This window comes from Gaiella occulta (genome assembly GCF_003351045.1).
Classification (GTDB): Bacteria; Actinomycetota; Thermoleophilia; order Gaiellales; family Gaiellaceae; genus Gaiella; species Gaiella occulta.
Map to the genome: position 1 here is coordinate 70,305 of NZ_QQZY01000006.1, position 25,652 is coordinate 95,956.

The following is a 25,652-nucleotide window of genomic DNA, read 5'->3' on the forward strand; positions in this document are numbered from 1 at the left end:
GCTCACTCGTCCTGGAACCAGAAGAAGCCGACGGCGCCCGGGCCGGCGTGGCTGCCGACGACGGCGCCGAGGTTCCCGACGAGCTCGATCTCGGCCTGCGGTCGGGCGCGGCGGACGAGGTCGGTGAGCACGTCGATCCACTCGGGCACGTCCGCGTGCGCGATCGCGACGCGCAGGCCGGGGCGATCCTCGCTGGCGGACGTGAACACCCGGGCGAACTCCGCGAGCGCCTTCTGGCGGCCGCGTACCTTTCCGATCGGCACGATCACGCCGCCGTCCACGCCGAGGATCGGCTTCACGTTGAGGATCGTGCCGGCGAGCGCCTGCGCGCGCCCGATGCGCCCGCCCTTCTGCAGGTACTCGAGCGTGCCGACGGTGAAGACGACGCCGCTCCGGCGTCTGAAGCGCTCGACCAGCCGGTCGATCTCCTCGTCGCTCGTGCCACGCGCCAGGCGGCGCTGGATCGCCAGCGCCAGCATCGCCACGGCGAGCGAGACGGTCTCCGAGTCGACCACGCGCACCCGCTCGCCCCCGAGCTCGGCGGCCGCGAGCGCCGCCGACTGGAACGTTCCGGAGAGCTTGGCCGAGAGGTGCAGCGAGTAGATGCGCTCGTAGCCGTCGAGGCTCGCGTAGGCGTCGAGGAAGTCCTGCGGGGTCGGCTGCGAGGTCGTCGGCAGCGCCGCGGCGTGCTCGAGCCTCTCGTAGAAGTCGTGCGAGCCGATGTCGACGTGGTCGCGATACGACTCCTCGCCGAAGCGCACGTACAGCGGCACGACCCTCATGTTCGGGTAGCGCTCGCGCGCCTCCGGGAAGTCGGACGTCGAATCGAGCACGATCGCGGTGTTCGTCTCGGTCAGGTCCATCGGTCGTCTCCTCTCGTGCACGCGGACCGGATCGCTGCGACGAGCTCCTCCGTGGGTCGGCCCTTCTCGATGAGCGTGACGGCGCCGGCAGCGAGGACGGCGTCGCGATCGGCTGCGGTTGCCTCGGCCGTGAGGCAGATGACCGCCGTCTCCGGATACAGGTCGCGGAGGCGCGCGGTCGCCCGAGCGCCGTCGAGGCCCGGCAGGCGGAAGTCCATCAGCACGACGTCGGGAGCGAGCGCGCCCACGGCGGCGACGGCGGCGACGCCGTCCGCGACGGCGCCGACGACATGGATGCCGTCGCAGGCGCCGAGCAGGAGCTCGAGCGTGGAGCAGTAGACGTCGTTGTCCTCGGCGAGCAACACGCGGATCGCGTCCACAGCCGCCTACTCCGCCGACAGCAGCAGCGGATAGTGCGGCTGGCCGCCCTCGTGCGTCTCGACCTCGACCTCGGGGTGTCGCGTGCCGATGCGCTCGAGGAGATCCGCGAGCGGCGGCGCGTCGGCGCCGGTGAGCAGGGTGAGGAGGCCGCGCCCGCCGTCCAGCAGGCGCTCGACGACGGCCCAGGCGACCTCGACGAAGTCGTCGCCGCTCGCCACCGCGGCGCCGTCGGCGAGACCGAGCCAGGCGCCCCGCCGTACGTCGACGCCGTCGAGCTCGACGTCGCGCGACGCGACGGTGACCTCGCCGGCGGCGATCGCGGCCTGCGCGTCGCGCATCGTCTCCTCGTTCTCGGCGGCGGAGCGCTCGGGGTCGTAGGCGACCATCGCCGCGAGCCCCGCCTGCACGGAACAGGTCGGGACGACGCGCACGGGCTTGCCCGCCAGGGCCGCTGCCTGCTCCGCGCTGAGGATCACGTTCTTGTTGTTGGGGAGCACGATCACCTCGGTCGCCGGCGTCGCGTCGACGGCGGCGACGATGTCGGCGGTGGACGGGTTCATCGTCTGCCCGCCCTCGATCACCCGCGCGGCGCGCATGCTCTCGAACAGCCGCCGGTTGCCCTCGCCGGGGGCGACGACGACGACGCCCGTCTCGAGCGTCGGCAGGCCGTTCACGGAGCCGGCGGCGAGCCGCTCGCCGCGCTCCACCGTCTGCCGGTGCATGTTCGCGATCTCGACCCCCTCGACCTCTCCCCTCTGTGTCGCGAGCGTGAGCACGGCGCCCGGGTCGTCGCTGTGGACGTGCACCTTCAGCGCCGTGGCGTCGCCGACGACGAGGAGCGAGTCGCCGATCCGCTCGAGCTCGCGCTCGAGGCTGCCCGCATCCAGCTCCTCCCCCTCGACGACGAAGACCGTGCAGTAGCGGTAGCGGGACAGCTCCCGGTGGACGGCGTCGAGCGAGAGCTCGACCCCGGCGGCGGGCGCGTCGGGGAGCTCCTCTCCCGCCACCGCGGCGCGCAGTCCGCGGATGATCTCCACGAGCCCGGCACCGCCGGCGTCGACGACGCCGGCCTCCGCGAGGACGGGCAGCATCTCCGGCGTGCGGCGCAGCGCGTCCTCGCCGTGGGCGACGACGCGCGCGAGGAGCTCGTCCTTCGGCAGCGAGCGCACCTCGGGCAGCTCCGCCTCCTCCGCCATCTCGCGGATCACGGTCAGCATCGTCCCCTCGACGGGGCGGCGCACCGCGCGGTAGGCGGCATCGCTCGCCGACCGGAACGCGCGTGCGACGACGGGGCCGTCGATCTCGTCCTGCTCGGCGAGCACGTCGGCGAAGCCGCGCACGATCTGGCTGAAGATGACGCCGGAGTTGCCGCGCGCGCCCATGAGAGCGGCGCGGGAGAGCTCGCGCGCCACGGCCTCGTGACCGTCGGCGCTGGAGCGGTCGAGCGCCTCGACGATCGCGCGCACGGTGAGGGTCAGGTTCGTGCCCGTGTCGCCGTCCGGCACCGGGTAGACGTTGAGATCGTCGATGCGCCGGCGGTTCGTCTCGAGGTTGTGCAGAGCCGCCCTGGCGATCTCGCGCGCCCGGTCGAGGTTCACGGGGACCGCCTGACGTCCTCGATGCTCACCTCGACGGCGGCGACCGTGAGCCCGGTCTGGCGCTCGACCTCGTAGCCGACGCGGCTGCGCACGGTGGAGGCGACCTCGGCGAGGTTGAGGCCGTACTCGACGACGACGTGGAGGTCGATCTCGAGGCCGCCGTCGCGCGCCTTCACCTCGATGCCGTCGGTGAGCTTGTCGCGGCCGGGAAGCCGCGGGAAGCGGCGGCCCGCCATGCCGACGATGCCGTAGCTCTCCGCGGCGACGTGGCCGACGATCTGCGCCACCGCCTCGGAGGAGACGCTGATGCGCCCGAGGTCGGACGTCCGTGCGAGATGAGTGCCCCTGTCCACGCCGCGAGGTTAGACGACGGGGGCAGGCGGGGGGTTGCGCCTCAGACGGCCTTCGTGACCTTGCCGGCCTTGAGGCAGCGCGTGCAGACGTAGGCGCGGGTGGCCTTGCCGTCGAGCAGCATGCGGACGCGCTGGAGGTTCGGGTTGAAGCGGCGCTTGGTGGCGACCATGGAATGGCTCCGGTTGTTGCCGAAGCCGGGCTTCTTCCCGCAGATGGAGCAGACCTTGGACATGCGGCGACGGATGGTACCGAAGGGCGCGGGCGCGGGCGCGGCGCTACCGCGCCGCGGCGGCCCGGAGGTTCGCGAACACGTCCGCCATCTCGAGCCCGGTGCGCACGGCCTCGGCGCCCTTGTCGACACGGCTGTCCGCCTGATCGGCGCGGTCGAGCGTGAGCACGCCGAAGGCGACCGGCACGCCGGTCTCGATCGCGGCGAGCTGGAGCCCGCTGGCGGTCTCACCGGAGACGTAGTCGAAGTGCGGGGTGTCGCCGCGGATGACGCAGCCGAGCGCGACGATGCACGCGAAGCGGCGCGTCTTGGCGAGGGCCATCGCAGCGAGCGGTAGCTCGAACGCGCCGGGAACGGGCATCACCGTGATCGCGCCGCGGGCGACGCCGCGCGTCTCGAGCTCGGCGAGCGCCGACTCGAGCAGCCGCGTCGTGACGTCCCCGTTGAAGCGCGCGACGACGATGCCGACTGCGCGGCGCTCTCCCACCGGCTGCCCCTCGAGCACCGCGAACCCGGGCGGCACCGTGAGCTCGCCGGGAGCGTGCTCCATCGTGGCGGAGACGTGATCCGCGAGCGGAGCGGCCGGCTCGCCCGTGTCGGGCACGGCGGCGGCCTCGTCGTCGGGCTCGCGGTCGATCACGGGCTCGTCGGACTCGGGCCAGCCCTCGAGGACGTTCTCGGCCGCCGCCTCGAGATCGGGCCCGTCAGGCTCCTGCGCCTCGTCCGCGGCTCCGCGCCGCGGGACATCGCCGCCCCACTGCGGGGTGTCGAACCGTTCGCTCATCGTCTCAGCCTCCGTCTCGGGACGACTCGGGATCGAAGCGCACGCGCTGGTGGTGCACCTTCCCTCCGATCGTGTGCCCGAGCTTGTCACGCTTCGCCTCCAGATAGCGCCGGTTCTCGTCGTTCGGCACGATCTCGATCGGCTCCTGCGAGACGACGGAGAGCCCGAAGCCGGCGATGCCGCTGATCTTCTTGGGGTTGTTCGTGAGCACCCGGATCGTGCTGAGCCCGAGGTCGGCGAGGATCTGCGAGCCGATCCCGTACTCGCGCGCGTCGGCGACGAGGCCCAGCCGGAGGTTCGCCTCGACCGTGTCGAGCCCCTGCTCCTGGAGCTCGTACGCGCGCAGCTTGTTGAGGAGCCCGATGCCGCGGCCCTCCTGCGCGAGGTAGAGCAGGACGCCGGCGCCCTCTTCCTCGATGCGGGCGAGGGCGTGCTCGAGCTGCTCGCCGCAGTCGCAGCGCATCGAGTGGAAGACGTCGCCGGTGAGGCACTCGGAGTGGACGCGCACGAGCACGTTCTCGGCGCCGTCGACGTCGCCCTTGACGAGCGCGACGTGGTTCTTGCCGGTCAGCGTCTCCTGGTAGGCGACGGCCTGGAACTCGCCGTGGGCGGTGGGGAGCCGCACCGAGGCGACGCGCTCCACGAGCTTCTCGTGCTTGCGGCGGTACTCGATCAGGTCGGCGACGGTGACCATCTTCAGCCCGTGCCGCTCGCAGTATCCGACGAGGTCGGGGACGCGGGCCATCGTGCCGTCGTCGTTCATGATCTCGCAGACGACGCCGGCGGGGGTGAGCCCGGCGAGGCGTGCCAGGTCGACGGCCGCCTCGGTCTGGCCGGAGCGCTGCAGCACGCCGCCCGGGCGGGCCTGCAGCGGGAAGACGTGGCCCGGCTGGACGAGGTCGGAGGCGGACGCGGTGGGGTCGATCGCCACCTGGATCGTGTGGGCGCGGTCTGCGGCGGAGATACCCGTCGAGACGCCCTCGCGCGCCTCGATCGACACCGTGAACGCGGTGCCGTACGGCGTCTCGTTCTGATCGGTCATCTGGCGCAGGCCGAGCTCGGAGCAGCGCTCGGGCGTCAGGCAGAGGCAGATGAGGCCGCGCCCGTGCATCGCCATGAAGTTGACCGCCTCGGGCGTCACGAACTGGGCTGCGATCGTGAGGTCGCCTTCGTTCTCGCGGTCCTCGTCGTCCACCACGACCACGAAGCGGCCGGAGCGAATCTCCTCCAGTGCCTCCTCGATGGTGGCGAACGGCGTCGTCTCGGGCATCGCGGTCACGCGGCTGATGGTAGCCCGGCGGAGCTCATCCCCGGGCGACGAGCCGCTCGACGTACTTCGCGAGCACGTCGACCTCGAGGTTGACGGGCCGTCCGGGGGCGATCTCGGCGAGCGTCGTCTCGGCGAGCGTGTGCGGGATCAGCGCCAGGCCGAAGGCGTCGTCGTGCAGCTCGGCGATCGTGAGCGAGACGCCCTCGACGGCGATCGAGCCCTTCTCGACGCAGTAGCGGAGGAGGTCGTCGGGCGCCTCGACGATGACGCGGAGGCCCTCTCCCTCGGCCTCGACCGACTGCACGCGGCCGACGCCGTCGACGTGCCCCTGCACGATGTGGCCGCCCATCGCGTCGCCCGCCCGCAGCGCCGGCTCGAGGTTCACCTGGGCGCCCGCGGACAGCCCCGCGAGCGTCGTGCGGCGCAGCGTCTCCGGCACGGCGTGGAACGCGATGCGCTCGCCGTCGATCGACTCCGCCGTCAGGCAGACGCCGTTGATCGCGACGGAGCCTCCGACCTCCACCACGGGAGCGGTGCGCGGCGCGTCGATCTCCAGCCGCACGCCGTCGTCGCCGCCCGCGAGCGAGGCGATGCGGCCGACCTCGCGCACGATGCCCGTGAACATGGCGCAAGGCTACATCCGCGCGGAGGGCGGTCGCGCCCGGCGGCGGGCGCGCTCAGGGCTCGCGGACGTACGCCTCGAGCAGCACGTCGTCGCCGACCTGCCGCGCCGAGAGGCGCGTGAGCCCGACGGGAGCGGCGAGGTCGCCGAGCAGCCGCGGGCCGTCGCCCGACAGCAGCGGGGCGACGAACAGGAGCAGCCTGTCGACGAGGCCCTGCTCGAGGAACGCGGTCGCGAGCGTCGGGCCGCCCTCGAGCAGCAGCGACTGCACGCCCTCGGCGGCCAGCGCGGCCAGCTCCTCCGCGAGCGGGCCGCTGCGCAGCTCGAGCTCGCACCCGTCCGGCAGCGGACCGCGGCCGAACGCGAGCCGGCGCGGCTGCCGGGTGACGGGGACGTCGCGCGCGTCGAGCCGCGGCGCGTCGGCGCGGACGGTGCCCATGCCGACGGCGACCGCGTCGGAGGCGGCGCGCAGCTCGTGCACGAGCCGGCGCGACGGGGCGCCGGTGACCCAGCGCACGCCGGGAACGGTGACGCGTCCGTCGAGCGTCGCTGCCGCCTTGCAGGTCACGAACGGGCGCCCGAGCGCCTTCCAGGTGCGCCACGCCTCGTTCTGGCGGCGCGCCTCGAAGCGGTCGTCGAGCTCCACCTCGACGCCTGCGGCGCGGAGCGCGTCGAGGCCGCCGGCGGCCTCGGGGTCGGGGTCGAGGCAGCCCGCGACGACCCGCGCGATGCCCGCGGCGCGGATCGCGTCGACGCAGGGCGGCGTGCGCCCGTGGTGGGCGCAGGGCTCCATCGTCACGTACAGGGTGGCGCCGAGCGCGCGCTCGCCCGCGGCCGCGAGCGCCACGATCTCGCCGTGCCGTCCGCCGTACGGCTCCGTCACGCCCTCGCCGACGACCTCGCCGCCGTGCTCGACGACGGCTCCCACCGTGGGATTGGGGTAGGCGACGCCGAGCCTCTCCGCCGCCAGCGCGAGCGCCCGCTCGAGGCTCATGCGCAGGCGGCGGCGATGCGGCGGTAGGCGGCGCCGGGGTCGGGATCGCCGAAGACGGCGCTGCCCGCGACGAGCAGCGCGGCGCCGGCGGCGCGCGCGGCCGCGGCGTTGCCCTCCCCCACGCCGCCGTCGACCTGGATCGGCACCTCGACGAGCTGCCGCAGGCGTGCGATCCGTGCGAGCGCCTGCGGCATGAACGCCTGGCCGGAGTAGCCGGGATGGATGCTCATGCAGAGCACGATCTCGGCTCCCGCCTCGGCGGCGAGGGCCGCCGCCGCCTCGGGCTCCGTCTCGGGATTGAAGGCGACGCCGACGGCGAGCCCGAGCGCGCGCGCCGCCGCGGCGACGCCGGCGGCGTCTGCGGTCGCCTCGACGTGGAACGTGACAGCGTCCGCGCCCGACGCCGCCAGCTCGGCGAAGTGGTGCGCGGGATCGGTGACCATGAGATGGCAGTCGAGCACGCCGCCGCGCTCGTGGATCCGCGGCGCGATCGAGCGCAGCACGACGGGTCCGATCGTCACCGGCGGCACGAAGTGCCCGTCGCCGATGTCGAAGTGGAAGATGCGGCAGCCGGCGTCGAGCAGCGACTCGATCTGCGCGCCGAGCCGCATGAAATCGGCCGCGTACAGCGACGGCTCGATCTCGACGTCCCCCCGCATCCAGTCGCTCCAGCCCACGACGTCGATCTTACGGCCGCCGCGTCCTCTCGCGCGCGGGAGAGGGCGCGCCCGCCGTCAGGGAACGCGCAGCCGGGCGACGAAGAACCCGGCGCCGCCGTGGACGTGTGGAAGCGTCCGCAGGAAGTCGGGTCGCGCCTGGTGGCGGAAGCGCGGCCACTCCTCCCCCAGGGTGGGGTCGACCGCGAGCCCCGAGGCGTCGACGACGGCCTCGCACTCGTCGGCGTTGATCGTGCAGACCGAGTAGACGACCGTGCCGCCGTGTCGTACGCGCGCCGCGGCCGCCTGGAGCAGCTCGAGCTGCAGCTCGGCGAGCGGCTGCGAGCGCCAGCGCAGGTCGGGGCGGGCGGCGAGCACGCCGAGGCCCGAGCACGGCGCGTCGACGAGCGCCCGGTCGAAGCCGTCGAGCGCCGGCGGCAGCGCACGCCCGTCGGCGCAGACGACGGTGACGCCGCGGGCGCCGAGCCGGCGCGCGTTGTCCTCCAGCTCGCGCGCGCGGGCCTCGTTCAGCTCGACCGCCACGACCTCTCCGGCCAGCATCGTCGCCTTCCCGCCCGGGGCCGCGCACAGGTCGAGCACCCGCTCGCCGGCGCGGGAGCCGACCGCGAGGCCCGCGAGCTGCGAGCCGCGGCTCTGCGGCCAGATCCTCCCCTCCGCGAGCGCGGCCCCGTCGACGCGGTCGACGTGCCACGCCCCCGGGATCCCCGCGTCGGGCGTGCCGTCGATCGTGCCCCTGACGAGCCGCACGACCGTCTCGGGCGGCTCGTTCTGCGCCCGCATCAGCGCACGGGCGCCGTCCGCCCCGAGATCGCGCCACCACGTCTCGGCCACCCAGTCGGGATACGAGTGGCGCAGGGCCGCCTCGGCGGGGGTGGACTCGGGCAGCGCCTCGACGAGCTCGCGCGCCCCCTCGGCGAGGCGGCGCAGCACGGCGTTCGTGAAGGCCACCGCCCGCTCCAGCCCTGCCCGGCGGACGAGCTCCACCGACTCGTTCACCGCGGCGTAGCGCGGTACGCCGTCGAGGAACGCGAGCTGGTAGGCGCCCAGCCGCAGCGCCGCCCGCACCGGTGCGTCGAGGCGCCGCAGCGGGCGGCGGCCGAGCGTCTCGATCGCGTGGTCGAGCGTGCGCGCACGCTGCACCGCGCCGTAGGCGAGCTGCCGGGCGAGCGCCGCGTCACGCGGATCGAGGCGCTCGGCGGCGACGCGCAGCGCACGGTCGGCGTAGGCCTCCTCCTCGAACACCCGGCGCAGCACCTCGAATGCCGCGAGGCGCGCCGGGGAGATCAGCGCAGGCCGCGGAGCCACGACTCGACGTCCATCCGGCGCCCGCCGTCCGGCTGCACCTCGAGCGGCTCGAAGGAGCCGTCCTCCCCCACCCGGGCCCGCCAGACGGTGACCGGGCGGCCGTGCAGCTGCGCGCGGGCGCCGATGTGCGGCGAGAGAGCGCGCACGCGCCGCACGAGCAGCTCGGCCGGCAGCGAGAGGTCGAGCACGCGATCCTCCGCGCCGATCTTCTCGGCGTACACGACGTCCTCCTCGCGCTGCGGCGTGAACACGATCCGCGGCCGGGCGAGCAGGTCGTCGAGCAGGCGCGCGGCGACCTCCGCGGCGCGCGCGAACACCGCGCCCGCGTCGTCGTCCGGCCCGATCGGGAACGCCTCCCGCGCCGCGACCGGCCCCGCGTCGAGCTCCTTCACCGTCTCGTGGATCGTGACCCCCGTCTCCGTGTCGCCCGCGAGAATGGCCCGCTCGACGGGGGCGGCGCCGCGCCAGCGCGGCAACAGCGACGGGTGGACGTTGAGGAAGCGGCGCTCGGCGAGCAGCTGCTCGGGGACGAGCGGACCGTAGGCGCACACGACGACGGTGTCGGCCCCGAGGTCGAGGCCCGCGGCGGGACGATCGGGCTGCAGGACGGGAATCCCAAGCCGCTCCGCGACGCGCTTCGCGGGCGGCGCGGCGAGCTTGCGCCCGCGTCCCCCGGGCGCGTCCGGCCGCGTCAGCAGGCGGGTGATCTCGTGACGCGCGGCGAGGCGCTCGAGCACGTCCGCGCCGAACGGAGCCGTCGCCGCGACGGCGATCCGCGCCAACCGCTACCTCGAGAGGATCAGCCTCGGACGCAGGCGCGAGAGCGCCTCGCGCCGCGACGCCGGATCGGTGCGGTCGATGATCAGCGTGCCGTCGAGATGGTCGAGCTCGTGCTGCACGACGCGCGCCGGCAGGCCCTCGAGCTCGAGCGTCACCGGCTCTCCGCCCGCGTCCCTGCCCTCGATCGTCACCTCGACGGGGCGCTCCACGGGGACGCGCACGGGGCCCAGCGACAGGCAGCCCTCCTCGTCGACCTCCTCGGGGCCGGCGGAAGCCGTGATCACCGGGTTCACGAGCACCCTGTCGGCGCCGTCGTGGTGGAACACGAACAGCCGCCGCAGGATGCCGACCTGGGTCGCCGCGAGCCCGACGCCATCCGCGTCGTGCATGAGCGCGATCATGCGCTCCGCGAGCCGGGCGAGCTCGTCGTCGAACGCCTCGACCTCGTTCGCGCGCATGCGCAGCACGGGATCGCCGTACTGCCGCACCTGCGACAGCGCGACGCGCCGCCGCAGGTCGCTCTCTGCGTCCTCCTGCTCGCGCTCGTCGTCGTAGGCGTCGTCGTGCTCGTGCCCGTCGCCGTCGTGGTCGTGATCGTGGTGATGGTCGTGGGCCATGGCGCGAGTGTAGCCCGGCCTACAGCGATTGCGGGTCGACGTCGACGACGGCCGTGAGGCCGGACTTCCGCAGCGCCGGCCCCGCCGCCGCCAGCAGCGCCGCCGCCTGCCGCGCGAGACGGCGCGGCTCGGAGGTCTTCGCCACGAGCTGTGCGCGGTGGCGGCCGCGCAGCCGCAGGAGCGGCGCGGGTCCGAGCACCTGCGCGTCGACGGAGGCGAGGCCCTCGCGCACCTCGCGCAGCAGCCGCGCCGGGCCGCTCGCGTCGGGCCCTGAGGCGACGACGGTGACGAGGTGGCGCAGCGGCGGGTAGGCGAGCGCCGCGCGGCGCTCGATCTCCTCCGCGAGGAAGCCGGCGACGTCGTGGCGCTGGGCGAACCGCAGCGGCGTCGCCTCCGGCTGGAAGGTCTGCACGAGCACGAGGCCGGGGGCGTCGCGGCCGCTGCGCCCCGCGAGCTGGGTGACGAGCTGGAAGGTGCGCTCCTCGGCGCGGAAGTCGGGCAGCGCGAGCCCGGTGTCGGCGTCGACGACCGCGGCGAGCTCGACGCCCGCGAAGTGATGGCCCTTCGCCACCATCTGCGTCCCGATCAGCACGGCGCGATCGGCGGCGCGGAAGCGTTCGATCGTCGCACGCAGGGCACCGGGCTCGGCGGCGGTGTCGGCGTCGAGCCGGATGCGCTCGAGCTCGGGAACGTGACGCTCGAGCTCCGTCTCGAGCCGCTGCGTGCCGGCGCCGATCTGTGCGAGCTGCGACGATCCGCAGGCAGGGCACGCCTCGGGCACCGGCTCGGAGAAGCCGCAGTGGTGGCAGTGCAGGCGGCCGTCGCGGTGCAGCGTCAGCGCCACGTCGCACGAGCCGCAGCGCCGCGAGACGCCGCACGCGCGGCAGTGGAGCGCGGGCGCGACGCCGCGGCGGTTGAGCAGCAGGATCGCCTTGCCGCCCCTGTCCGCGAGCCGCCCGAGCTCGGCGAGCAGCGGCGCCGACAGCGGGTAGCCGGCCTCGCGGCGGAGATCGACGAGGCGCACGCGCGGCATCGGCGCGCCGATGCGCACCGAGAGCTCGATCCGCTCCAGCCTCGCCCAGCTCTCGGGCCGCGGCGTCGCGCTGCCGTACACGGCGACGGCACCCTCGAGCGCCGCGCGCTTCGCCGCGACCGTGCGCGCGTCGTAGCGGGGATCGGATTCCTGCTTGAACGCCGCGTCGTGCTCCTCGTCCACGACGATGAGGCCGACGCCGCGCATCGGTGCGAACACCGCCGAGCGCGCACCGACGACGATGCGCGCCTCGCCGGACGCGATGCGGTCGCGCTCGTCGCGCCGCTCCGCCTCGCCGAGCGCCGAGTGCATGATCGCGACGGTGTCGCCGAAGCGCTCGCGGAAGCGGCCCACCGTCTGGGGCGCGAGCGCGATCTCGGGCACGAGCACGATCGTCCCGAGCCCCCGCTCGAGAGCCGCTGCGCACGCCTGCAGGTACACCTCTGTCTTGCCGCTCCCGGTCGGGCCGACGAGCAGGAGGTGCGCGCCGCAGCCCTCGTCGAAGGCGGTGGTGATGCGGGCGACGGCCGTGCGCTGCTCGCCTGTCAGCGACCCGGGCTCCGGCTCGCCCGCGAGCGACTCGCGCTCGGCGGGCGACGGCCGCGTGCCCCGCGGGGCGCGCCGCAGCGGCGCGACGAGCTCGAGCGCCCGCGCGGGCGTCGACCCGTAGTAGTCGGCGATCCACAGCGCCAGGTCGACGAGCGGCGGCGGGATGCGGTCGAGAACCTTGCCGACCGCGGCCGGCGAGATCCCGGACGGCGCCTCGACGCCCACCTCGGCCACCACTCCGCGCGTGCTGCTGCGCCCGAGCCGCACCGCGACGACGGCGCCCTTGCCGACGCCGTCCGGCACCTCGTAGGTGAACGGGCGGGCGAGCGCGCGGGTGGAGACGAGCGGGTAGACGGACGCGAGCGGCACCTCCCGAGCGTAGACGCACCCTGGGCGGGCCGCCGCCCGTCGTCGCCGTGCTCGCGAGGCCTGTAAGGTTTCCCTTACATGTCCTGCTCGATGATCGCCGTCGAGGCCGCCACGCGCCGGTTCGGGCCCGTCGAGGCCGTCTCCGGCGCCTCGCTGTGCGTCGAGCGCGGCGAGGTGGTCGCGCTGCTGGGACCGTCGGGCTGCGGCAAGACGACCCTGCTGCGGATGATCGCGGGCTTCGAGGCGCCCGACGCGGGCACCGTCTCGATCGCCGGCGAGCGCGTGGCCGGCGGCGGCGTTCGCGTGCCGCCGGAGCGCCGGCGCGTCGGCATGGTGTTCCAGGACTACGCGCTGTTCCCGCACCTCACCGCCGCCGCCAACATCGGCTTCGGGGTACCGCGGGGCGAGCGGGCCGCCCGCGTTTCCTTCCTGCTCGCCCTCGTCGGCCTCTGCGGCCTCGGCGAGCGCTACCCCCACGAGCTCTCGGGCGGCCAGCAGCAGCGGGTGGCGCTCGCGCGCGCGCTCGCGCCCTCGCCCGAGGTGATCCTGCTCGACGAGCCCTGGTCGAACGTCGACCCCCATCTCCGCGGCGAGCTCCGCGACGAGGTGACGGCGATTCTCCGGCCGCTCGGCGTCACGGTCGTGCTCGTCACCCACGATCGCGAGGAGGCGTTCTCGCTGGCGGATCGGGTGGCGCTGATGCGGGAGGGACGAATCGTGCAGGAGGGGACGCCCGAGCAGCTGTACCGCAGCCCGCGCTGCCGCTGGGCCGCCACCTTCCTGGGGGCGGCGAACTTCGTGCCCGGCACCGTGGCCGGCGGCGTCGTCCGCACGCCGATCGGCTGCTTCGCGGCCAACGGGACGGCGGGCGCGACCGCGGTCGACGTGCTCGTGCGACCGGAGCTGCTCGAGCTCGCACCCGACCCCGCGGGCGCGGCCGAGGTCGTGGGGCGGGAGTTCCGCGGACACGACGTCTTCTACCGCCTGCTCCTCGACGGCGTCGAGCTGGTGTCTCAGCGCCCGTCGAACGAGGTCGTGCCGCTCGACGCACGAGTCTCGATCCACGTGCACGAGGGCGCCGCCGCGATCTTCCATCGCGACTGATGTAAGGTGTGCCTTACTTAGTTATTACGGCATGCCTTACAAGGAGGTTCGATGAAGATCTGGATGGGACTGGTCGCACTGTCCGCCGTCGTGGCGATCGCCGCCGGCTGCGGGGGCAACAGCTCGCAGAGCGGCCCACTGACGGTGTACTCGGGGCGGGAGGAGGAGCTCGTGAAGCCGCTGCTCGAACAGTTCGAGCGCACGGCGGGGATCAAGGTCGACGTGCGCTACGGCGACAGCGCCGAGCTCGCCGCCACCATCGCCGAGGAGGGCGGCAACTCGCCCGCCGACGTCTTCTTCGCCCAGGATCCCGGCTCGCTCGGGGCCGTCGAGGCGCAGCTGGCCGAGCTGCCGCAAGCGACGCTCGACCGTGTCGCAGAGCGGTTCCGTGACAGCGGCGGCAGGTGGGTGGGCACGTCGGGCCGCGCCCGCGTGATCGCCTACAACACCGACGCGCTCGGCGAGGAGCAGGTGCCCGACTCGGTGTTCGATCTCACCGATCCGGTCTGGAAGGGGAAGATCGGCATCGCGCCTACCAACGCCTCGTTCCAGGCGTTCGTCACCGCCATGCGCCTGTCGGCGGGCGACGAGAAGACGAGACAGTGGCTCGTCGACCTGAAGCGGAACGATCCCAAGACCTACGAGAAGAACACGCCGATCGTCGAGGCGGTGGCAGCGGGCGAGATCGAGATCGGCCTCGTCAACCACTACTACCTCTACCTCGTCAAGGCCGAGCGGCCGGACGCGCCGGTGGCCAACCACTTCCTCGCGCCGGGCGACCCCGGCGCGCTCGTGAGCGTCGCCGGCGTCGGCGTGCTCGCGACCTCCGACCGGCAGGACGACGCGCGCAAGCTCGTCGACTTCCTGCTCTCCGACGACGGCCAGCGCTTCTACGGCGAGAGCGCCGAGGAGGCCGAGTACCCGCTCGTCGCCGGCATCCCGGCCAGGAACGGGCTGCCGCCGCTCGACCGGCTCGAGGGCCCGAACGTCGACCTCGGCAGCTTCGGCGGCGAGCTCGAGAAGACGCTGGAGCTGCTGCGCCGCACCGGCTACCTGTCGTGAGCCGCGGAGCGGGAGGCAGGCGCCCCCCGCTCCCGCTCGCTCTCGCGGCGGGCGCCGCCGTCGTCCTCCTGCTGCTGCCGCTCGCCTACCTGCTGATCCGGGTAGCGAGCGGCGGCGGCCGAGCCGTCGACCTGCTGTGGGACACGGGCACCCTGCGGCTCGCCGGACGCACGGTGCTGCTCGTGGGCGGCGTCGTCGCCGCCACCATCGCCGTCTCCGTGCCGACGGCGTGGCTCGTCACCCGCACCGATCTGCCGGGCCGGCGCCTCTGGTCGGCCGCGGCGGCGCTTCCGCTCGTGATCCCGAGCTACGTCGCGGCGCTGTGCCTGCTCGGCCTCTTCGGGGAGAAGGGGCTCCTGCAGCAGGCGCTCGGCATCGAGCGCCTCCCCGACCCGACAGGCTACGGCGGCGCGCTGGCGGCGCTGACGCTGTCGACCTACCCGTACGTGTTCCTGCTCACCCGGTCGGCTCTGCGCGATCTCGATCCCGGGCAGGAAGAGGCCGCGCGCAGTCTCGGAGTCGGGCGGGCCGGCGTCTTCGTGCGGGTGACGCTTCCGTCCGTGCGCCCGGCGATCTCGCTGGGCGCGCTCCTCGTCGCGCTCTACACGCTCTCCGACTTCGGCGTCGTCTCGCTCATGCGCTACGACGCGCTGACGCGGGCGATCTACCTGCACTACCGCAGCCTGTTCGACCGCACGCCGGCTGCGGTGCTGTCGCTCGTCCTCGTCGCCCTCACGGCGGTCGCGCTCGTCGTCGAGCGGCGCGTGCGCACGCGCGGACGGGTGCACCGCACGAGCCCCGGCGCCGCCCGGCGGGCCGCGCCCGTCCCGCTCGGGCGCTGGAAGGTCGCCGCGCTCGCCTGGTGTGCGATCGTGACCGGAGCGTTCCTGGCGCTCCCGGCCTTCGTGCTCGGATTCTGGCTCGAGCGCGCGATCGTCGACGACCGGGCGCTGGAGCTGCCCTGGGCACAGGCGCTGTCGTCGCTCGCCGCCTCGGCGCTCGCGGCGGCGTGGGCCGTCGCGGCGGCGGTTCCGGTGGCGGTGCTGGCGCTGCGCTACCCGTCGCGGGGCTCCCGCACGCTCGAGCGGCTCTCGTTCGCGGGCAACGCGCTCCCCGGTCTCGTGATCGCGCTCTCGCTCGTCTTCTTCGCCGCCCGCTACGCCGCCCCCGTCTACCAGACGCTCGCGCTGCTCGTGTTCGCCTACGTGACGCGGTTCTTCCCGCAGGCGCTCTCCGGCGTCGAGTCGGCGCTGCACCGCGTCGACCCGCGCGTCGAGGAGGCGGCGCGCGGGCTCGGGCGCGGCTGGCTGTCGACGCTCGTCACCGTCACCGTCCCGCTGGCGCGATCGGGGTTCCTGGCGGGCGGCGCCCTCGTCTTCCTGTCGGCGATGAAGGAGCTGCCCGCGACGCTGCTGCTGCGGCCGATCGGCTTCGAGACCCTCGCGACGGAGATCTGGACGCTCACGCAGGTCGGGGCCTACTCGCGCGCGGCGCTGCCGTCGCTCGTGCTCATCGCGGTGTCTGCGCCCGTCCTCTACCTCGTCTTCGCCGATCGCCGGCCGGGCGCGCACGGCGGCTAGAGCGCCGGCCGGGACATCCCCCTTCGCTCAGGCGGAAGCGGCGTTCCGGCGCTGCGGCCGGAAGAAGAACCACAGCGTCGGGGCGGCGAGCGCGACGAAGGCGCCCCACAGCACGAGCTCGTTCTCCGGCACGACGCCGGCTTCGGCCAGCTCCTCCAGGCCCTTCGCGAGCAGCCAGCCGGCGAACACGAGCAGGAGCCCGCTCGTGATCGTGAAGAACCGGCGCAGGTCGAGGCGGTGCGAGCCGCGGTAGAAGGCGTAGCCGAGCGCGAGCGCGGCGGCGAGGCCGGCGAGCCCGGACGCGAGTGAGAGCAGCGGGCTCGCCTTCGACGTCGTCGAGAACAGGAACAGCGAGGTCTCGACGCCCTCGCGCAGCACGCCCGCGAACGCGACTGCCGCGAGCCCGAGCGCCGATCCCTCGGCGAGCGCGCTCTTCACCTGCCCTTCGAGGTCGGTGCGGATCGACCGCGCCTGGCGCCGCATCCAGAAGATCATCCACACGAGCAGGCTCGCGGCCGAGATCGTCGTGACGCCTTCGAACAGGTACTCGGACGTCCCGTCGAGCTCGGCGCCGATCGCGAACAGCGTGATGCCGACGACGGCGCTGACCGCGAGCGCCAGGCCGACGCCGAGCCACACGGCGGCGAAGCCGTCGCGGCGCCGGCTCCTGTCGAGGAACGCGAGCACGATCGCCACGACGAGCGACGCCTCGAACCCTTCTCGCAGAACGACTAGCCCCGAGCCCACGATCCGACCTCTCCTTGGTTGTAAGGTGTTCCTTACACGGACGCTCGGACTATAGTGACATCCGGTCGGGGACGTCAACCGGGAGGCGATCGTGGCGCACGGGCAGGGACATTCGATCGACGAGTACCTGGAGACGATCTACTTCCTCGCCTTCCCGATCGGCGAGTACCGCCCGGCCACCGGCTCGAGCGCGATCGCGTCGCGCGTGGCCGAGATGCTGGGCGTCTCGCGCGCATCGGCCGGCGAGATGCTGAAGCGCCTCGAGGCCGAGGGGCTCGTCGAGCGCGGCGAGCAGAAGGAGGCGATCCTCACGCCCGCCGGCATCGAGCGCGCCGAGCGCGTCGTGCGCAAGCACCGGCTGATCGAGCGCTTCCTCACCGACTTCATGGGGTACACGCCGTACGAGTCGCACGAGAAGGCCGACGAGATGGGCGACACGTTCAGCGACGAGATGATCGAGCGCATCAACGAGCGTCTCGGCTTCCCCGACCGCTGCCCGCACGGCTGGCCGGTCGAGACCGACGTCGAGCAGGCCGAGAACGCCGGGCTCGTCTCGCTCGCCGAGCTCGAGCCCGGTCGGGAGGCAGAGATCGTCCGGCTCGCCGAGCACGACGGCGACCTGCTGCACTGGTTCTACGACGAGGGCTTCGTGCCCGGCTCGACCGTCGAGGTGCGCGAGGCGCAGCCGGCCGCGGGACAGTTCAAGATCGTCCTCGCGGGGGACGAGCGCGGCATCGCCCAGAAGGCGGCCCAGGGCATGTACGTGCGACCGGCCGCGTAGCCGCGCGCCGGCCCCGACGCGCCTCAGCGCGCGACGACGAGGGCCGCACGGCGGATCGCCGTGGCGCCGTTGGCGTCGCGTGCGCGAAGAACGACGGTCACGCTACCCGCCCGCCTCGGCGTACCGGCGATGCGCCCGTCGGGCCGAAGCCGCAACCCCGTCGGCAGCGTGCCCGACACGACCGCCCACCGGTATGGAGGGGCGCCTCCGTCCGCGGAGAGGCGCGTCTCGTACTTGCGCCCGAGGCGCGCCACGGAGAGGCCGCTCGCGGGGAGCACGATCGACGGCGGATCCTCCTGCGGCACGAGCGCCGCGCGCAGTAGCGTGGCGAGCGCAACGCCCCCGGCGCGGGTGAGGTGGAGCCCGTCGTTCTGGAACCAGCCGGGGTACGCGCGCGCGTACTCGTTCCAGTCGACGATCGTCAGCTCCGGATGTGCGGCTGCGGCCGCCCAGAGGTCGGCGTTCATCGTGAGATACGGCCGGCGCGCGGCCCTCAGGGTCGCCCAGAGGATGCGCTCGACGCCCGCCCCGAGCAGCCCCCGGACCGAGGCCTCCACGCTCGAGGCGAAGGTTCGCTGGAAGTCGTTGTAGCCCACGACCATGATCACGGTGGGCCCGACGCGAGGGCCGAGCGACGCCACGAGGTCGACGACCGTCGAGGCCTGGCTGCCCTCGTACGGGCAGCTCTCGCCCGTGAGCCGCCGGCACACCGCGACCTGCATCTGGAGATCGACCCCCTGCCCGAGGATCGCGAGCGCCTTCTCGTTCCACAGCACTCCGGTCGCCACCGAGTCGCCAATCACGGTCACGCGCGCAGGGGGAACCGCGGCCGAGCTCGAGGCCGGCAGGGCGACGGCTGCAAAAGCCACGATCGCGAGCGCGGTTCGGAGTGCTCGACGCACCTTCGCCCCATGGTGCCCGATCGGGGGCCCCGATCGCAACGCCCCCACCCCCACTCAACGGAACGGCGATCGACGCCCCTGCCTCGCCCGGGCGACCAGGCGAGGTGGGGTCGCCACGCGAGGGCGGCGCGCGAGCTCAGAACATCGCGCCGGCGCGGCCGGCGGGAACGATGGCAGCACCGCGGCGGTCGCCGAACCCGTGACTCGGCCCCATGTCGCGGCCGAATCCTGGCCCGAAGCCCTCGGGCCGCGTACCGTTGACGAGATCGGCGACGCGCTGCTTCAGGTCGGCCTTCGACCTCGTCGCCTGCTCCTTCGTCAGCCCACCGGCGGCGACGCCCGCGTCGCCGGCCTCGACGCCGGCGCCGAAGCGGAGGACGTGCGGTTCGACCTCGTCGCGGCGGACGCGATCGAGCGCACGAGGCGGAACTTCCCGGGCGTGTCCTTCGACGTTCGCCTGGAGGAGTCGGTCGTGCGCCAGGTGGCGGACGCCCACGGTGGCACCGTCCGCGCCGAGGTAGCCGGCGTCGGCGGCACCCAGATGCGGCTGACCCTCCCGGCCGGGACGCCGGCGCCCGAGGTCACGGAGCCACCGCTCGCCACGGCGTAGCCGCCCGCCTCCACCTCTCCGCCGCTCCAAAGCTCATGGCCGTTCTCCGGCGCGGAGGAGGCGTCGAGCGCGCAGCGCCCGAGCGAGCACGGTTGCGCGCGATGACGCGACCGCCGGGCGCACCCATCGCCTCACGCGGTTGCACGACGGGAGCGTGATCGTCGGCGAGGCGGGCGAGGGCGACCCGGCGAGGGCCTACGAGACCTGCACGGGAGCGCCGAGCCCGGCGGCCGCGCGCAGGATGTCGGCCTTGTCGGTCAGCTCCCAGGTGAAGTCGTGCTCCTCGCGGCCGAAGTGCCCGTACGCGGCGGTCTTCATGTAGATCGGCCGGCGCAGGTCGAGGTCGCGGATGATCGCGCCCGGCCGCAGGTCGAAGTGCTCGCCGATCAGCTTCTCGATCGTCGCGAGCGCCACGTGCTCGGTGCCGAAGCAGTCGACGAGCACGCTGAGCGGGTGCGCGACCCCGATCGCGTAGGCGACCTGGATCTGGCAGCGGTCGGCGAGACCTGCCGCGACGACGTTCTTCGCCACGTAGCGCGCCGCGTAGGCGGCCGAGCGGTCGACCTTCGTCGGGTCCTTGCCGGAGAACGCGCCGCCGCCGTGCGGGGCGGCGCCGCCGTAGGTGTCGACGATGATCTTGCGGCCGGTGAGGCCCGTGTCGCCCATGGGGCCGCCGATGACGAACTTGCCGGTCGGGTTCACGTAGACGAAGTCGCGGTCGTAGAAGCGCTTCTCGTCGTACAGGTCGTGCGGCAGGATCGGACGCAGCACGTGGTCGATCAGGTCGGGCTTGATCAGCGTCTCCGCGTCGAGGCCGTCGCGATGCTGGGTCGAGACGAGTACGCGCTCGATCTCGACCGGGCGCTGGCACCCGTGCTCGTCCACCTCGTAGCGCACCGTCACCTGCGCCTTGCCGTCCGGCCGCAGGTACGGCAGCACCTCCGCCTTGCGCACCGCCGACAGCCGGTGCGTGATGCGGTGCGCGAGCTGGATCGGCAGCGGCATCAGCTCGGCCGTCTCGTTCGACGCGTAGCCGAACATCATCCCCTGGTCGCCCGCGCCGACGCGGTCGATCGGGTCGCGGTCGCCGTGCTGCACCTCGAACGACTCGTCGACGCCCTGCGCGATGTCGGGCGACTGCTCGTCGAGCGCGACGACGACGCCGCAGGTGTCGGCGTCGAAGCCGTACTTGGCCCGCGTGTAGCCGATGTCGCCGACCGTTCGACGCACGAGGCGCGGGATGTCGACGTAGGTCGTCGTCGTGACCTCGCCCGCGACGACGACGAGCCCCGTCGTGATCAGCGTCTCGCAGGCGACGCGACCTTCGGGGTCGTGCTCGAGCACCGCGTCGAGCACGGCATCCGAGATCTGGTCGGCGATCTTGTCGGGATGCCCCTCGGTGACGGACTCGGAGCTGAACTGGAACGAGCGCACGCTCATCGAGGCCACAGCCTACCTGGTGGACGGACGGGTCACTCCGCGGTTGGCTCCCGCCGCATCAGGCTCGCCACGAGGTCGGTCAGCGGCAGGCCGCCGAGCACCGCGCACACGCCCTCCGTGATCGGCATCTCGACCTCGAGGCGGTGCGCGAGATCGCGCAGCAGCGGAGCCGTCGTCAGGCCCTCCACGACCGTGCCGATCTGCGCGGCCGCCTGCGCCGGCGCCGTCCCCTGCGCGATCAGCTCCCCGGCGCGCCGGTTGCGCCCCGACGCCGACCAGCAGGTGACGACGAGGTCGCCCATGCCGGCGAGGCCGGCGAAGGTCTCCGGCCTGCCGCCGGCGACCTCTGCGAGCCTGCCCATCTCGGCAAGCCCACGGGTGACGAGCGCCGCCTTCGCGTTGTCGCCGAGCCCGAGCCCGTCGGCGGCGCCGGCTGCGAGCGCGATCACGTTCTTGGCGGCGGCACACAGCTCGACGCCGACGACGTCGTCGTTGACGTAGACGCGGAACCCCGGCGAGGTGATCGCGCGCTGCAGCTCGAGCGCGAGCGCCGCGTCGTCGCAGGCGACGACCGCCGCGGCGGGCAGCCCGCGCCCGATCTCGTCGGCGATGTTCGGGCCCGACAGCACCGCCGCCGGTCGCCCGCGCACGAGCGTCGAGAGGCGGACGCCCGTGGCCGGATCGAGGCCCTTCGTGAGGCTCAGCAGCGGCGCCGTCCCCGGCAGCCCCGCCACGACGGACGCGAAGGCGGCGCTCGGCACGGCGACGACGACGAGGCTCGCCTCGGCGATCGGGGCCGACTCGATCGTCGCCGCGCGGATGCCGCTCAGGTCGACGCCGCGCAGATAGCGGGGGTTACGGCCGCTCTCGGCGATCGCGGCCGCCTGCGCCGCGTCCCTGCAGGCGAGCGTCACCTCGTGCCCGCGCTCGCGCAGCAGGGCGGCGAACGCCGTTCCCCACGAGCCCCCGCCGACGACGACGGCGCGCACCGCGCTACTCGCTCTTGACGAAGTCGATCGACACGGGAACACCCTCGAGCGAGAAGCACTTGCGCAGCTCGTTCTCCACCCAGTAGCCGTAGTCGCGGGTGACGAGCCCCGGGTCGTTGACGAAGATGCGAATGCGCGGCGGCCGTGTGCTCACCTGCGTCCCGTACATCAGCTTGAGCCGCCGGCCGCGCTCGCCCTGCGGGCCCGGGCGGGCCTCCCTCAGCTCGCCGAGCGCCCGGTTCAGCTCGCCGGTGGTGATGCGCCCGCTGTGCTTCGCGAACAGCTCCTCGACCTTGTCGAGCACGCGGTTGACGCCGCGGCCGGTCTTCGCGGAGACGGCGATCACCGGCGGGCGCTGGCGCAGGCGGCGTGCGAGGTGCCCCTCCGCCTCGACGATGTCGAGCTCGCTCACGTCCCACTTCGACAGCAGGGCGAGGGTCGAGCAGCCCGCCTTGCGGGCCACGTCGGCGACCGCCAGGTCCTGCTCGACGATCCCCTCCGACGAGTCGAACAGCACGAGCGCGACGTCCGCCCGCCCGGCCGCCTCGAGCGCGCGCAGCTCCGAGTAGTACTCGATCCCCTGCCGCTGCTTGCGCTTGCGGCGCAGACCGGCCGTGTCGACGAGCACGAAGGTGGTGTCGCCGCGCTTCAGCACCGTGTCGATCGCGTCGCGGGTCGTGCCCGGGACATCGGAGACGATGACGCGCTCGCGGCCGACGAGGCGGTTGAGCAGGGACGACTTGCCCACGTTGGGCCGGCCGAGGATGGCGACGCGGATCGCCTCCTGCCCGATCGCGACCTCGCCCGTGCCCGGCAGCCGCGCGACGATCTCGTCGAGCAGATCGCCGCTACCGTGGCCGTGCAGGCCCGACAGCGGCCACGGCTCGCCCAGGCCGAGCCGGTGGAAGACGGCGGCGTCGGTGTCGCGCCGGGGATCGTCGATCTTGTTGGCGAGGACGATCGTGGGGCGCTTGGCCGCGCGCAGGATCGCCGCCAGCTCCTCGTCGCCGGGCGTGATGCCGGCCCGCGCGTCGACGACGAACAGCACGAGATCGGCCTCCTCGATCGCGGCGCGCGCCTGCTCGGCGATCTTCGACCCGAACGGCCCGCCGTCCGCCGCGTCGACGCCGCCGGTGTCCACGAGCCGGAACCACGTCCCCGTCCACTCGCACAGGAGCTCCTTGCGGTCGCGCGTCACACCGGGCGTCTCGTGGACGACGGCGGCGCGGCTCTGCGTGAGGCGGTTGATCAGGGTCGACTTGCCCACGTTCGGGAACCCGACGATCGCGACGGTGCCGGCGATCGCGCGGGACTCCTCGGGCTCCGCGTCGCGCCTGCTCATCGCGGCGGCACGCCGTCCGGGCGTCCGAGCGCGTGCATCTCGACGAGGAAGTCGAACAGCGCGCGGATCTTCGCCTGCAGCAGCGCGGACGCCTCCTTGTAGCCCTTGCCGCCCCTGGGCAGGCCTTCGAACGAGAACGCCTCGCCCCAGGCGATGGAGACGGGATGGAAGTTGCCGGGTCGCCAGGTCTGCGAGCCGTGCACCGCGACGGGGATCACGGGCACGTCCTCCTGCAGCGCCACCATCGCCGCTCCCGGCTGCAGCTCACCGGGCACGCCGGAGCGCTGCCGCGTGCCCTCGGCGAACAGGCCGAGCGCGAGCCCGTCGCGGACGACCTGCCGCATCGTGCGCACCGCTTCCCGGTCGGACTCGCCGCGACGGACGGGGAAGCAGCCGAACGCCCGGATCATGGTGCCGAGCCCGGGCGCGCGGTGCGCCTCGATCTTGGCCATGTAGTAGATCGTGCGCGGGCACGCCGCGCCGAGCGCCGCCGGATCGATCCAGTGGAAGTGGTTGCACGCGATCACGAGGCCACCCTCCAGCGGGACGCGCTCCTTGCCGTACACCTTCAGGCGCGCGCCCACCCTGACGGCGCCGCCGATCGTCGGCCGCCCGATCGCCCAGACCTTGTCCGCGGCGGTCACCCGACCCGCTCCCGCACGAGCCCCTCGATGCGGGCGACGACCTCGTCGAGGGAGAGGTCGGTGGTGTCGACCTCGACGGCGTCCTCGGCGCGGTGCGTGTTGGCGGCATCGCGCTCGTCCCGGCGGCGCAGCTCGTCGGCGAGCGTTGCCACCGTGAGGCCGTCGCGCTCCGCGTGGCGCCGCAGCGCGCGCACCCGCGGGTCGGCCACGAGCCACACCTTGAGATCGGCGTGCGGGACGACGACGACGCCGATGTCGCGGCCCTCGATGACCGAGTCGCCCTGCTCGCCCAGCGCCCGCTGGCGCTCCCGCATCACCTCGCGCACCTCCGGGTGGCGGGCGACGACGGGTACGGCGGCGTCGATCTCGGCCTGGCGGATCTCGGCGGTGACGTCGCGCCCCGCGATCGCGACGGCATCGCCGGCGCCGAACTCGACCGGGCGCTCGCGCGCGAGCCGCGCGAGCGCGGTGGCATCGTCGAGAGCGGTGCCGGTCTGCAACGCGAGCCAGGTGAGCGCGCGGTACATCGCCCCTGTGTCCAGGTAGCGGAATCCGAGGCGCCGCGCCAGAGCGCGTGCGACGGAGCTCTTGCCGGCCCCGGCGGGGCCGTCGATGGCGACGATCATTCGGCGGCTTCCCTCCGCAGGGAGTCGAGGAGCTCGAAGAAGCCGGGGAAGCTTACTGCCACGCACTCCGCGTCCTCGATCTCGACGCCCCGCCGGGAGGCGAGCGCCGCGATCGCGCCGAGCATCGCGATGCGATGGTCGCCCCGGCTCGCGATGCGGCCGCCGTGGGGGCGCGCCGGCACGCCGCGGATGCGGAAGCCGTCGTCGACGGCGCGGACGTGCTGCCCGAGCGCGCGCAGCGCGTCGGCGGTCGCCTCGATGCGGTCGCTCTCCTTGGCGCGCAGCTCGCCGGCGCCGCGCAGCACGCTGTCGCCGTGCGCGCACGACGCGGCGAGCACGAACAGCGGCAGCTCGTCGATCGCCGACGGCACCTCCGCGCCCGTCACGGCCGTGGCGACGAGGTCGGCGGAGCGCACCTCGAGGTCGCCCGCGGGCTCTCCCGCGATCTGCCGCCGGTTGTACACGGTCACGTTCGCGCCCATGCGCGCGAGGATGCCGAGCAGCCCGGTACGGCGCGGGTTGAGGTTGACGCCGTGGATGTGGAGCTCCGAGCCGGGAACGAGCGTCGCGGCGACGATGAACGGCGCCGCCGAGGAGAAGTCCCCGGGGATCTCGATCTCCCCCAGCGCGAGCCGCGCGGCGGGCCGGACGGAGACGCTCGTCTGCCGGCGCACGATCGTCGCCCCCGCCGCCGCCAGCATCAGCTCCGTGTGGTCACGCGTGGGCACGGGCTCGACCACGGTCGTCTCGCCGTCGGCGGAGAGGCCGGCGAGCAGGATCGCGGACTTCACCTGGGCGCTCGCGACCGGCAGCTCGTAGGTGACGGCGTGCAGGGGCCGGCCCTCGATCACGAGCGGAAGGTGCCCGTCCTCGCTCTCGACGGCGGCGCCCATCAGGCGAAGCGGCTCGGTCACGCGGCCCATCGGTCGGGCGCTCAGCGACGCGTCGCCCGTGAGCGTGAACCGCTGCCCCTCCTGGCCGGCGAGCATGCCGGCGAGCAGGCGCACGAGCGTGCCGGCGTTGCGGCAGTCGATCGGCTTCGCGGGCGCGCCGAGGCCACGGAGCCCCTTGCCGAACACGTGCAGCGTCTCGTCGTCGTACTCGTAGACGGTGATGCCGAGGGCGCGCACGGCCTCGATCGTGGCCTCGGTGTCGGCAGAGCGCCCGAAGCCCGTCACGCGCGTCTCACCGTCGCAGAGTGCTCCCAGGAGCACGGCGCGATGCGAGATCGACTTGTCGCCGGGCACCGCCATGTGCCCGACGATCCGGTGCATCGGCTCCACCCTCACGCCGCCCTCCGCCCCTCGCGCCGCCCGCACGCGCCGGGCCGCACGGCACGAGCCCGCAGCGGACGGTCACGAGCACCGGAGCCGTCTCCCTCCCGCAGACATCCCCACGAG

General features: G+C 73.9%; 27 protein-coding genes. 5 read left to right on the top strand and 22 right to left on the bottom strand.

Features of this window, described 5'->3' with window-relative positions; genetic code table 11:
• Positions 1-2: 2 nt before the first annotated feature.
• Genes Gocc_RS11945 through priA form a run of 14 tightly spaced genes read right to left on the bottom strand, consistent with a single transcriptional unit; the run spans position 3 to position 12,425 of the window.
• Positions 3-863: a DegV family protein gene (locus Gocc_RS11945; protein ID WP_114796798.1), complete on the bottom strand. Its 861-nt coding sequence runs from the start codon at positions 861-863 to the stop codon at positions 3-5.
• A complete protein-coding gene (locus Gocc_RS11950; RefSeq protein ID WP_114796799.1) occupies positions 854-1,243 on the bottom strand; it encodes a response regulator in 390 nt (129 codons plus the stop codon). Before Gocc_RS11950 ends, Gocc_RS11945 begins: the two co-directional genes overlap by 10 nt.
• Positions 1,244-1,249: 6 nt before the next feature.
• Positions 1,250-2,842, bottom strand: a complete 1,593-nt coding sequence (locus tag Gocc_RS11955; protein ID WP_114796800.1) for a DAK2 domain-containing protein — start codon at positions 2,840-2,842, stop codon at positions 1,250-1,252.
• The gene (locus Gocc_RS11960) at positions 2,839-3,195 is read right to left on the bottom strand and encodes an Asp23/Gls24 family envelope stress response protein (protein ID WP_114796801.1); all 357 of its coding nucleotides are present in this window, start codon (positions 3,193-3,195) and stop codon (positions 2,839-2,841) included. The genes Gocc_RS11955 and Gocc_RS11960 overlap by 4 nt, the downstream gene beginning before the upstream one ends.
• 41 nt (positions 3,196-3,236) lie before the next feature.
• Positions 3,237-3,428 (bottom strand): 50S ribosomal protein L28, encoded by a 192-nt coding sequence (rpmB, locus tag Gocc_RS11965; protein WP_114796802.1) that lies wholly within the window; start codon positions 3,426-3,428, stop codon positions 3,237-3,239.
• A gap of 43 nt (positions 3,429-3,471) precedes the next feature.
• Positions 3,472-4,209, bottom strand: a complete 738-nt coding sequence (gene ribH, locus Gocc_RS11970) for a 6,7-dimethyl-8-ribityllumazine synthase (protein ID WP_220150597.1) — start codon at positions 4,207-4,209, stop codon at positions 3,472-3,474.
• Between the two features lie 4 nt (positions 4,210-4,213).
• Positions 4,214-5,479 carry a bifunctional 3,4-dihydroxy-2-butanone-4-phosphate synthase/GTP cyclohydrolase II gene (locus Gocc_RS11975; protein ID WP_114796941.1) on the bottom strand — a complete coding sequence of 422 codons (1,266 nt, stop codon included), beginning with the start codon at positions 5,477-5,479 and terminating at the stop codon, positions 4,214-4,216.
• A gap of 34 nt (positions 5,480-5,513) precedes the next feature.
• Positions 5,514-6,104: a riboflavin synthase gene (locus tag Gocc_RS11980; RefSeq protein WP_114796803.1), complete on the bottom strand. Its 591-nt coding sequence runs from the start codon at positions 6,102-6,104 to the stop codon at positions 5,514-5,516.
• 52 nt (positions 6,105-6,156) lie between these two features.
• Complete coding sequence (gene ribD, locus Gocc_RS11985; protein ID WP_114796804.1) at positions 6,157-7,095, bottom strand: bifunctional diaminohydroxyphosphoribosylaminopyrimidine deaminase/5-amino-6-(5-phosphoribosylamino)uracil reductase RibD; 939 nt, start codon at positions 7,093-7,095, stop codon at positions 6,157-6,159.
• Positions 7,092-7,772 carry a thiamine phosphate synthase gene (locus Gocc_RS11990; protein ID WP_114796805.1) on the bottom strand — a complete coding sequence of 227 codons (681 nt, stop codon included), beginning with the start codon at positions 7,770-7,772 and terminating at the stop codon, positions 7,092-7,094. The genes ribD and Gocc_RS11990 overlap by 4 nt, the downstream gene beginning before the upstream one ends.
• Before the next feature lie 57 nt (positions 7,773-7,829).
• The gene (locus tag Gocc_RS16280) at positions 7,830-9,077 is read right to left on the bottom strand and encodes a transcription antitermination factor NusB (protein ID WP_181813638.1); all 1,248 of its coding nucleotides are present in this window, start codon (positions 9,075-9,077) and stop codon (positions 7,830-7,832) included.
• Entirely contained in the window at positions 9,056-9,859 is an 804-nt protein-coding gene (locus tag Gocc_RS12005; RefSeq protein ID WP_114796806.1) for a methionyl-tRNA formyltransferase, read from the bottom strand. The genes Gocc_RS16280 and Gocc_RS12005 overlap by 22 nt, the downstream gene beginning before the upstream one ends.
• A 3-nt stretch (positions 9,860-9,862) precedes the next feature.
• Positions 9,863-10,474, bottom strand: a complete 612-nt coding sequence (gene def, locus Gocc_RS12010; RefSeq protein ID WP_114796807.1) for a peptide deformylase — start codon at positions 10,472-10,474, stop codon at positions 9,863-9,865.
• Positions 10,475-10,493: 19 nt separating this feature from the next.
• A complete protein-coding gene (priA, locus tag Gocc_RS12015; RefSeq protein ID WP_114796808.1) occupies positions 10,494-12,425 on the bottom strand; it encodes a replication restart helicase PriA in 1,932 nt (643 codons plus the stop codon).
• 90 nt (positions 12,426-12,515) lie between these two features.
• On the opposite strand from priA, the gene Gocc_RS12020 reads away from it, so the two are divergent.
• Genes Gocc_RS12020 through Gocc_RS12030 form a run of 3 tightly spaced genes read left to right on the top strand, consistent with a single transcriptional unit; the run spans position 12,516 to position 16,171 of the window.
• On the top strand, positions 12,516-13,529 hold the full coding sequence (locus Gocc_RS12020; RefSeq protein ID WP_220150598.1) for an ABC transporter ATP-binding protein: 1,014 nt from the start codon (positions 12,516-12,518) through the stop codon (positions 13,527-13,529).
• A gap of 51 nt (positions 13,530-13,580) precedes the next feature.
• Positions 13,581-14,591, top strand: coding sequence for an iron ABC transporter substrate-binding protein (locus Gocc_RS12025; protein ID WP_114796810.1), 1,011 nt, complete (start codon positions 13,581-13,583; stop codon positions 14,589-14,591).
• The gene (locus tag Gocc_RS12030; RefSeq protein ID WP_114796811.1) at positions 14,588-16,171 is read left to right on the top strand and encodes an ABC transporter permease; all 1,584 of its coding nucleotides are present in this window, start codon (positions 14,588-14,590) and stop codon (positions 16,169-16,171) included. Before Gocc_RS12025 ends, Gocc_RS12030 begins: the two co-directional genes overlap by 4 nt.
• A gap of 27 nt (positions 16,172-16,198) precedes the next feature.
• Here the strand turns inward: Gocc_RS12030 and Gocc_RS12035 are convergent, their stop codons facing one another.
• Complete coding sequence (locus tag Gocc_RS12035; RefSeq protein ID WP_181813639.1) at positions 16,199-16,918, bottom strand: FTR1 family iron permease; 720 nt, start codon at positions 16,916-16,918, stop codon at positions 16,199-16,201.
• Positions 16,919-17,009: 91 nt separating this feature from the next.
• On the opposite strand from Gocc_RS12035, the gene Gocc_RS12040 reads away from it, so the two are divergent.
• A complete protein-coding gene (locus Gocc_RS12040) occupies positions 17,010-17,699 on the top strand; it encodes a metal-dependent transcriptional regulator (protein WP_114796813.1) in 690 nt (229 codons plus the stop codon).
• A 23-nt stretch (positions 17,700-17,722) separates the two neighbouring features.
• Here the strand turns inward: Gocc_RS12040 and Gocc_RS12045 are convergent, their stop codons facing one another.
• Positions 17,723-18,508, bottom strand: a complete 786-nt coding sequence (locus Gocc_RS12045) for a putative Ig domain-containing protein (protein ID WP_147281288.1) — start codon at positions 18,506-18,508, stop codon at positions 17,723-17,725.
• Between the two features lie 292 nt (positions 18,509-18,800).
• Here Gocc_RS12045 and Gocc_RS15740 point away from each other — a divergent pair, with 292 nt between their 5' ends.
• Positions 18,801-19,211 (top strand): ATP-binding protein, encoded by a 411-nt coding sequence (locus Gocc_RS15740; protein WP_147281289.1) that lies wholly within the window; start codon positions 18,801-18,803, stop codon positions 19,209-19,211.
• A gap of 195 nt (positions 19,212-19,406) precedes the next feature.
• On the opposite strand, the gene metK is transcribed toward Gocc_RS15740, so the two are convergent.
• Genes metK through aroA form a run of 6 tightly spaced genes read right to left on the bottom strand, consistent with a single transcriptional unit; the run spans position 19,407 to position 25,526 of the window.
• Positions 19,407-20,651, bottom strand: coding sequence for a methionine adenosyltransferase (gene metK / locus Gocc_RS12055; protein ID WP_114796816.1), 1,245 nt, complete (start codon positions 20,649-20,651; stop codon positions 19,407-19,409).
• A 32-nt stretch (positions 20,652-20,683) separates the two neighbouring features.
• A complete protein-coding gene (locus Gocc_RS12060; RefSeq protein ID WP_114796817.1) occupies positions 20,684-21,640 on the bottom strand; it encodes an NAD(P)H-dependent glycerol-3-phosphate dehydrogenase in 957 nt (318 codons plus the stop codon).
• A gap of 4 nt (positions 21,641-21,644) precedes the next feature.
• Entirely contained in the window at positions 21,645-22,982 is a 1,338-nt protein-coding gene (gene der, locus Gocc_RS12065; protein WP_114796818.1) for a ribosome biogenesis GTPase Der, read from the bottom strand.
• Complete coding sequence (locus Gocc_RS12070; protein ID WP_114796819.1) at positions 22,979-23,626, bottom strand: lysophospholipid acyltransferase family protein; 648 nt, start codon at positions 23,624-23,626, stop codon at positions 22,979-22,981. The genes der and Gocc_RS12070 overlap by 4 nt, the downstream gene beginning before the upstream one ends.
• Positions 23,623-24,252, bottom strand: coding sequence for a (d)CMP kinase (cmk, locus tag Gocc_RS12075; protein WP_114796820.1), 630 nt, complete (start codon positions 24,250-24,252; stop codon positions 23,623-23,625). The genes Gocc_RS12070 and cmk overlap by 4 nt, the downstream gene beginning before the upstream one ends.
• Positions 24,249-25,526: a 3-phosphoshikimate 1-carboxyvinyltransferase gene (gene aroA, locus Gocc_RS12080; RefSeq protein WP_114796821.1), complete on the bottom strand. Its 1,278-nt coding sequence runs from the start codon at positions 25,524-25,526 to the stop codon at positions 24,249-24,251. The genes cmk and aroA overlap by 4 nt, the downstream gene beginning before the upstream one ends.
• Positions 25,527-25,652 lie beyond the last annotated feature (126 nt).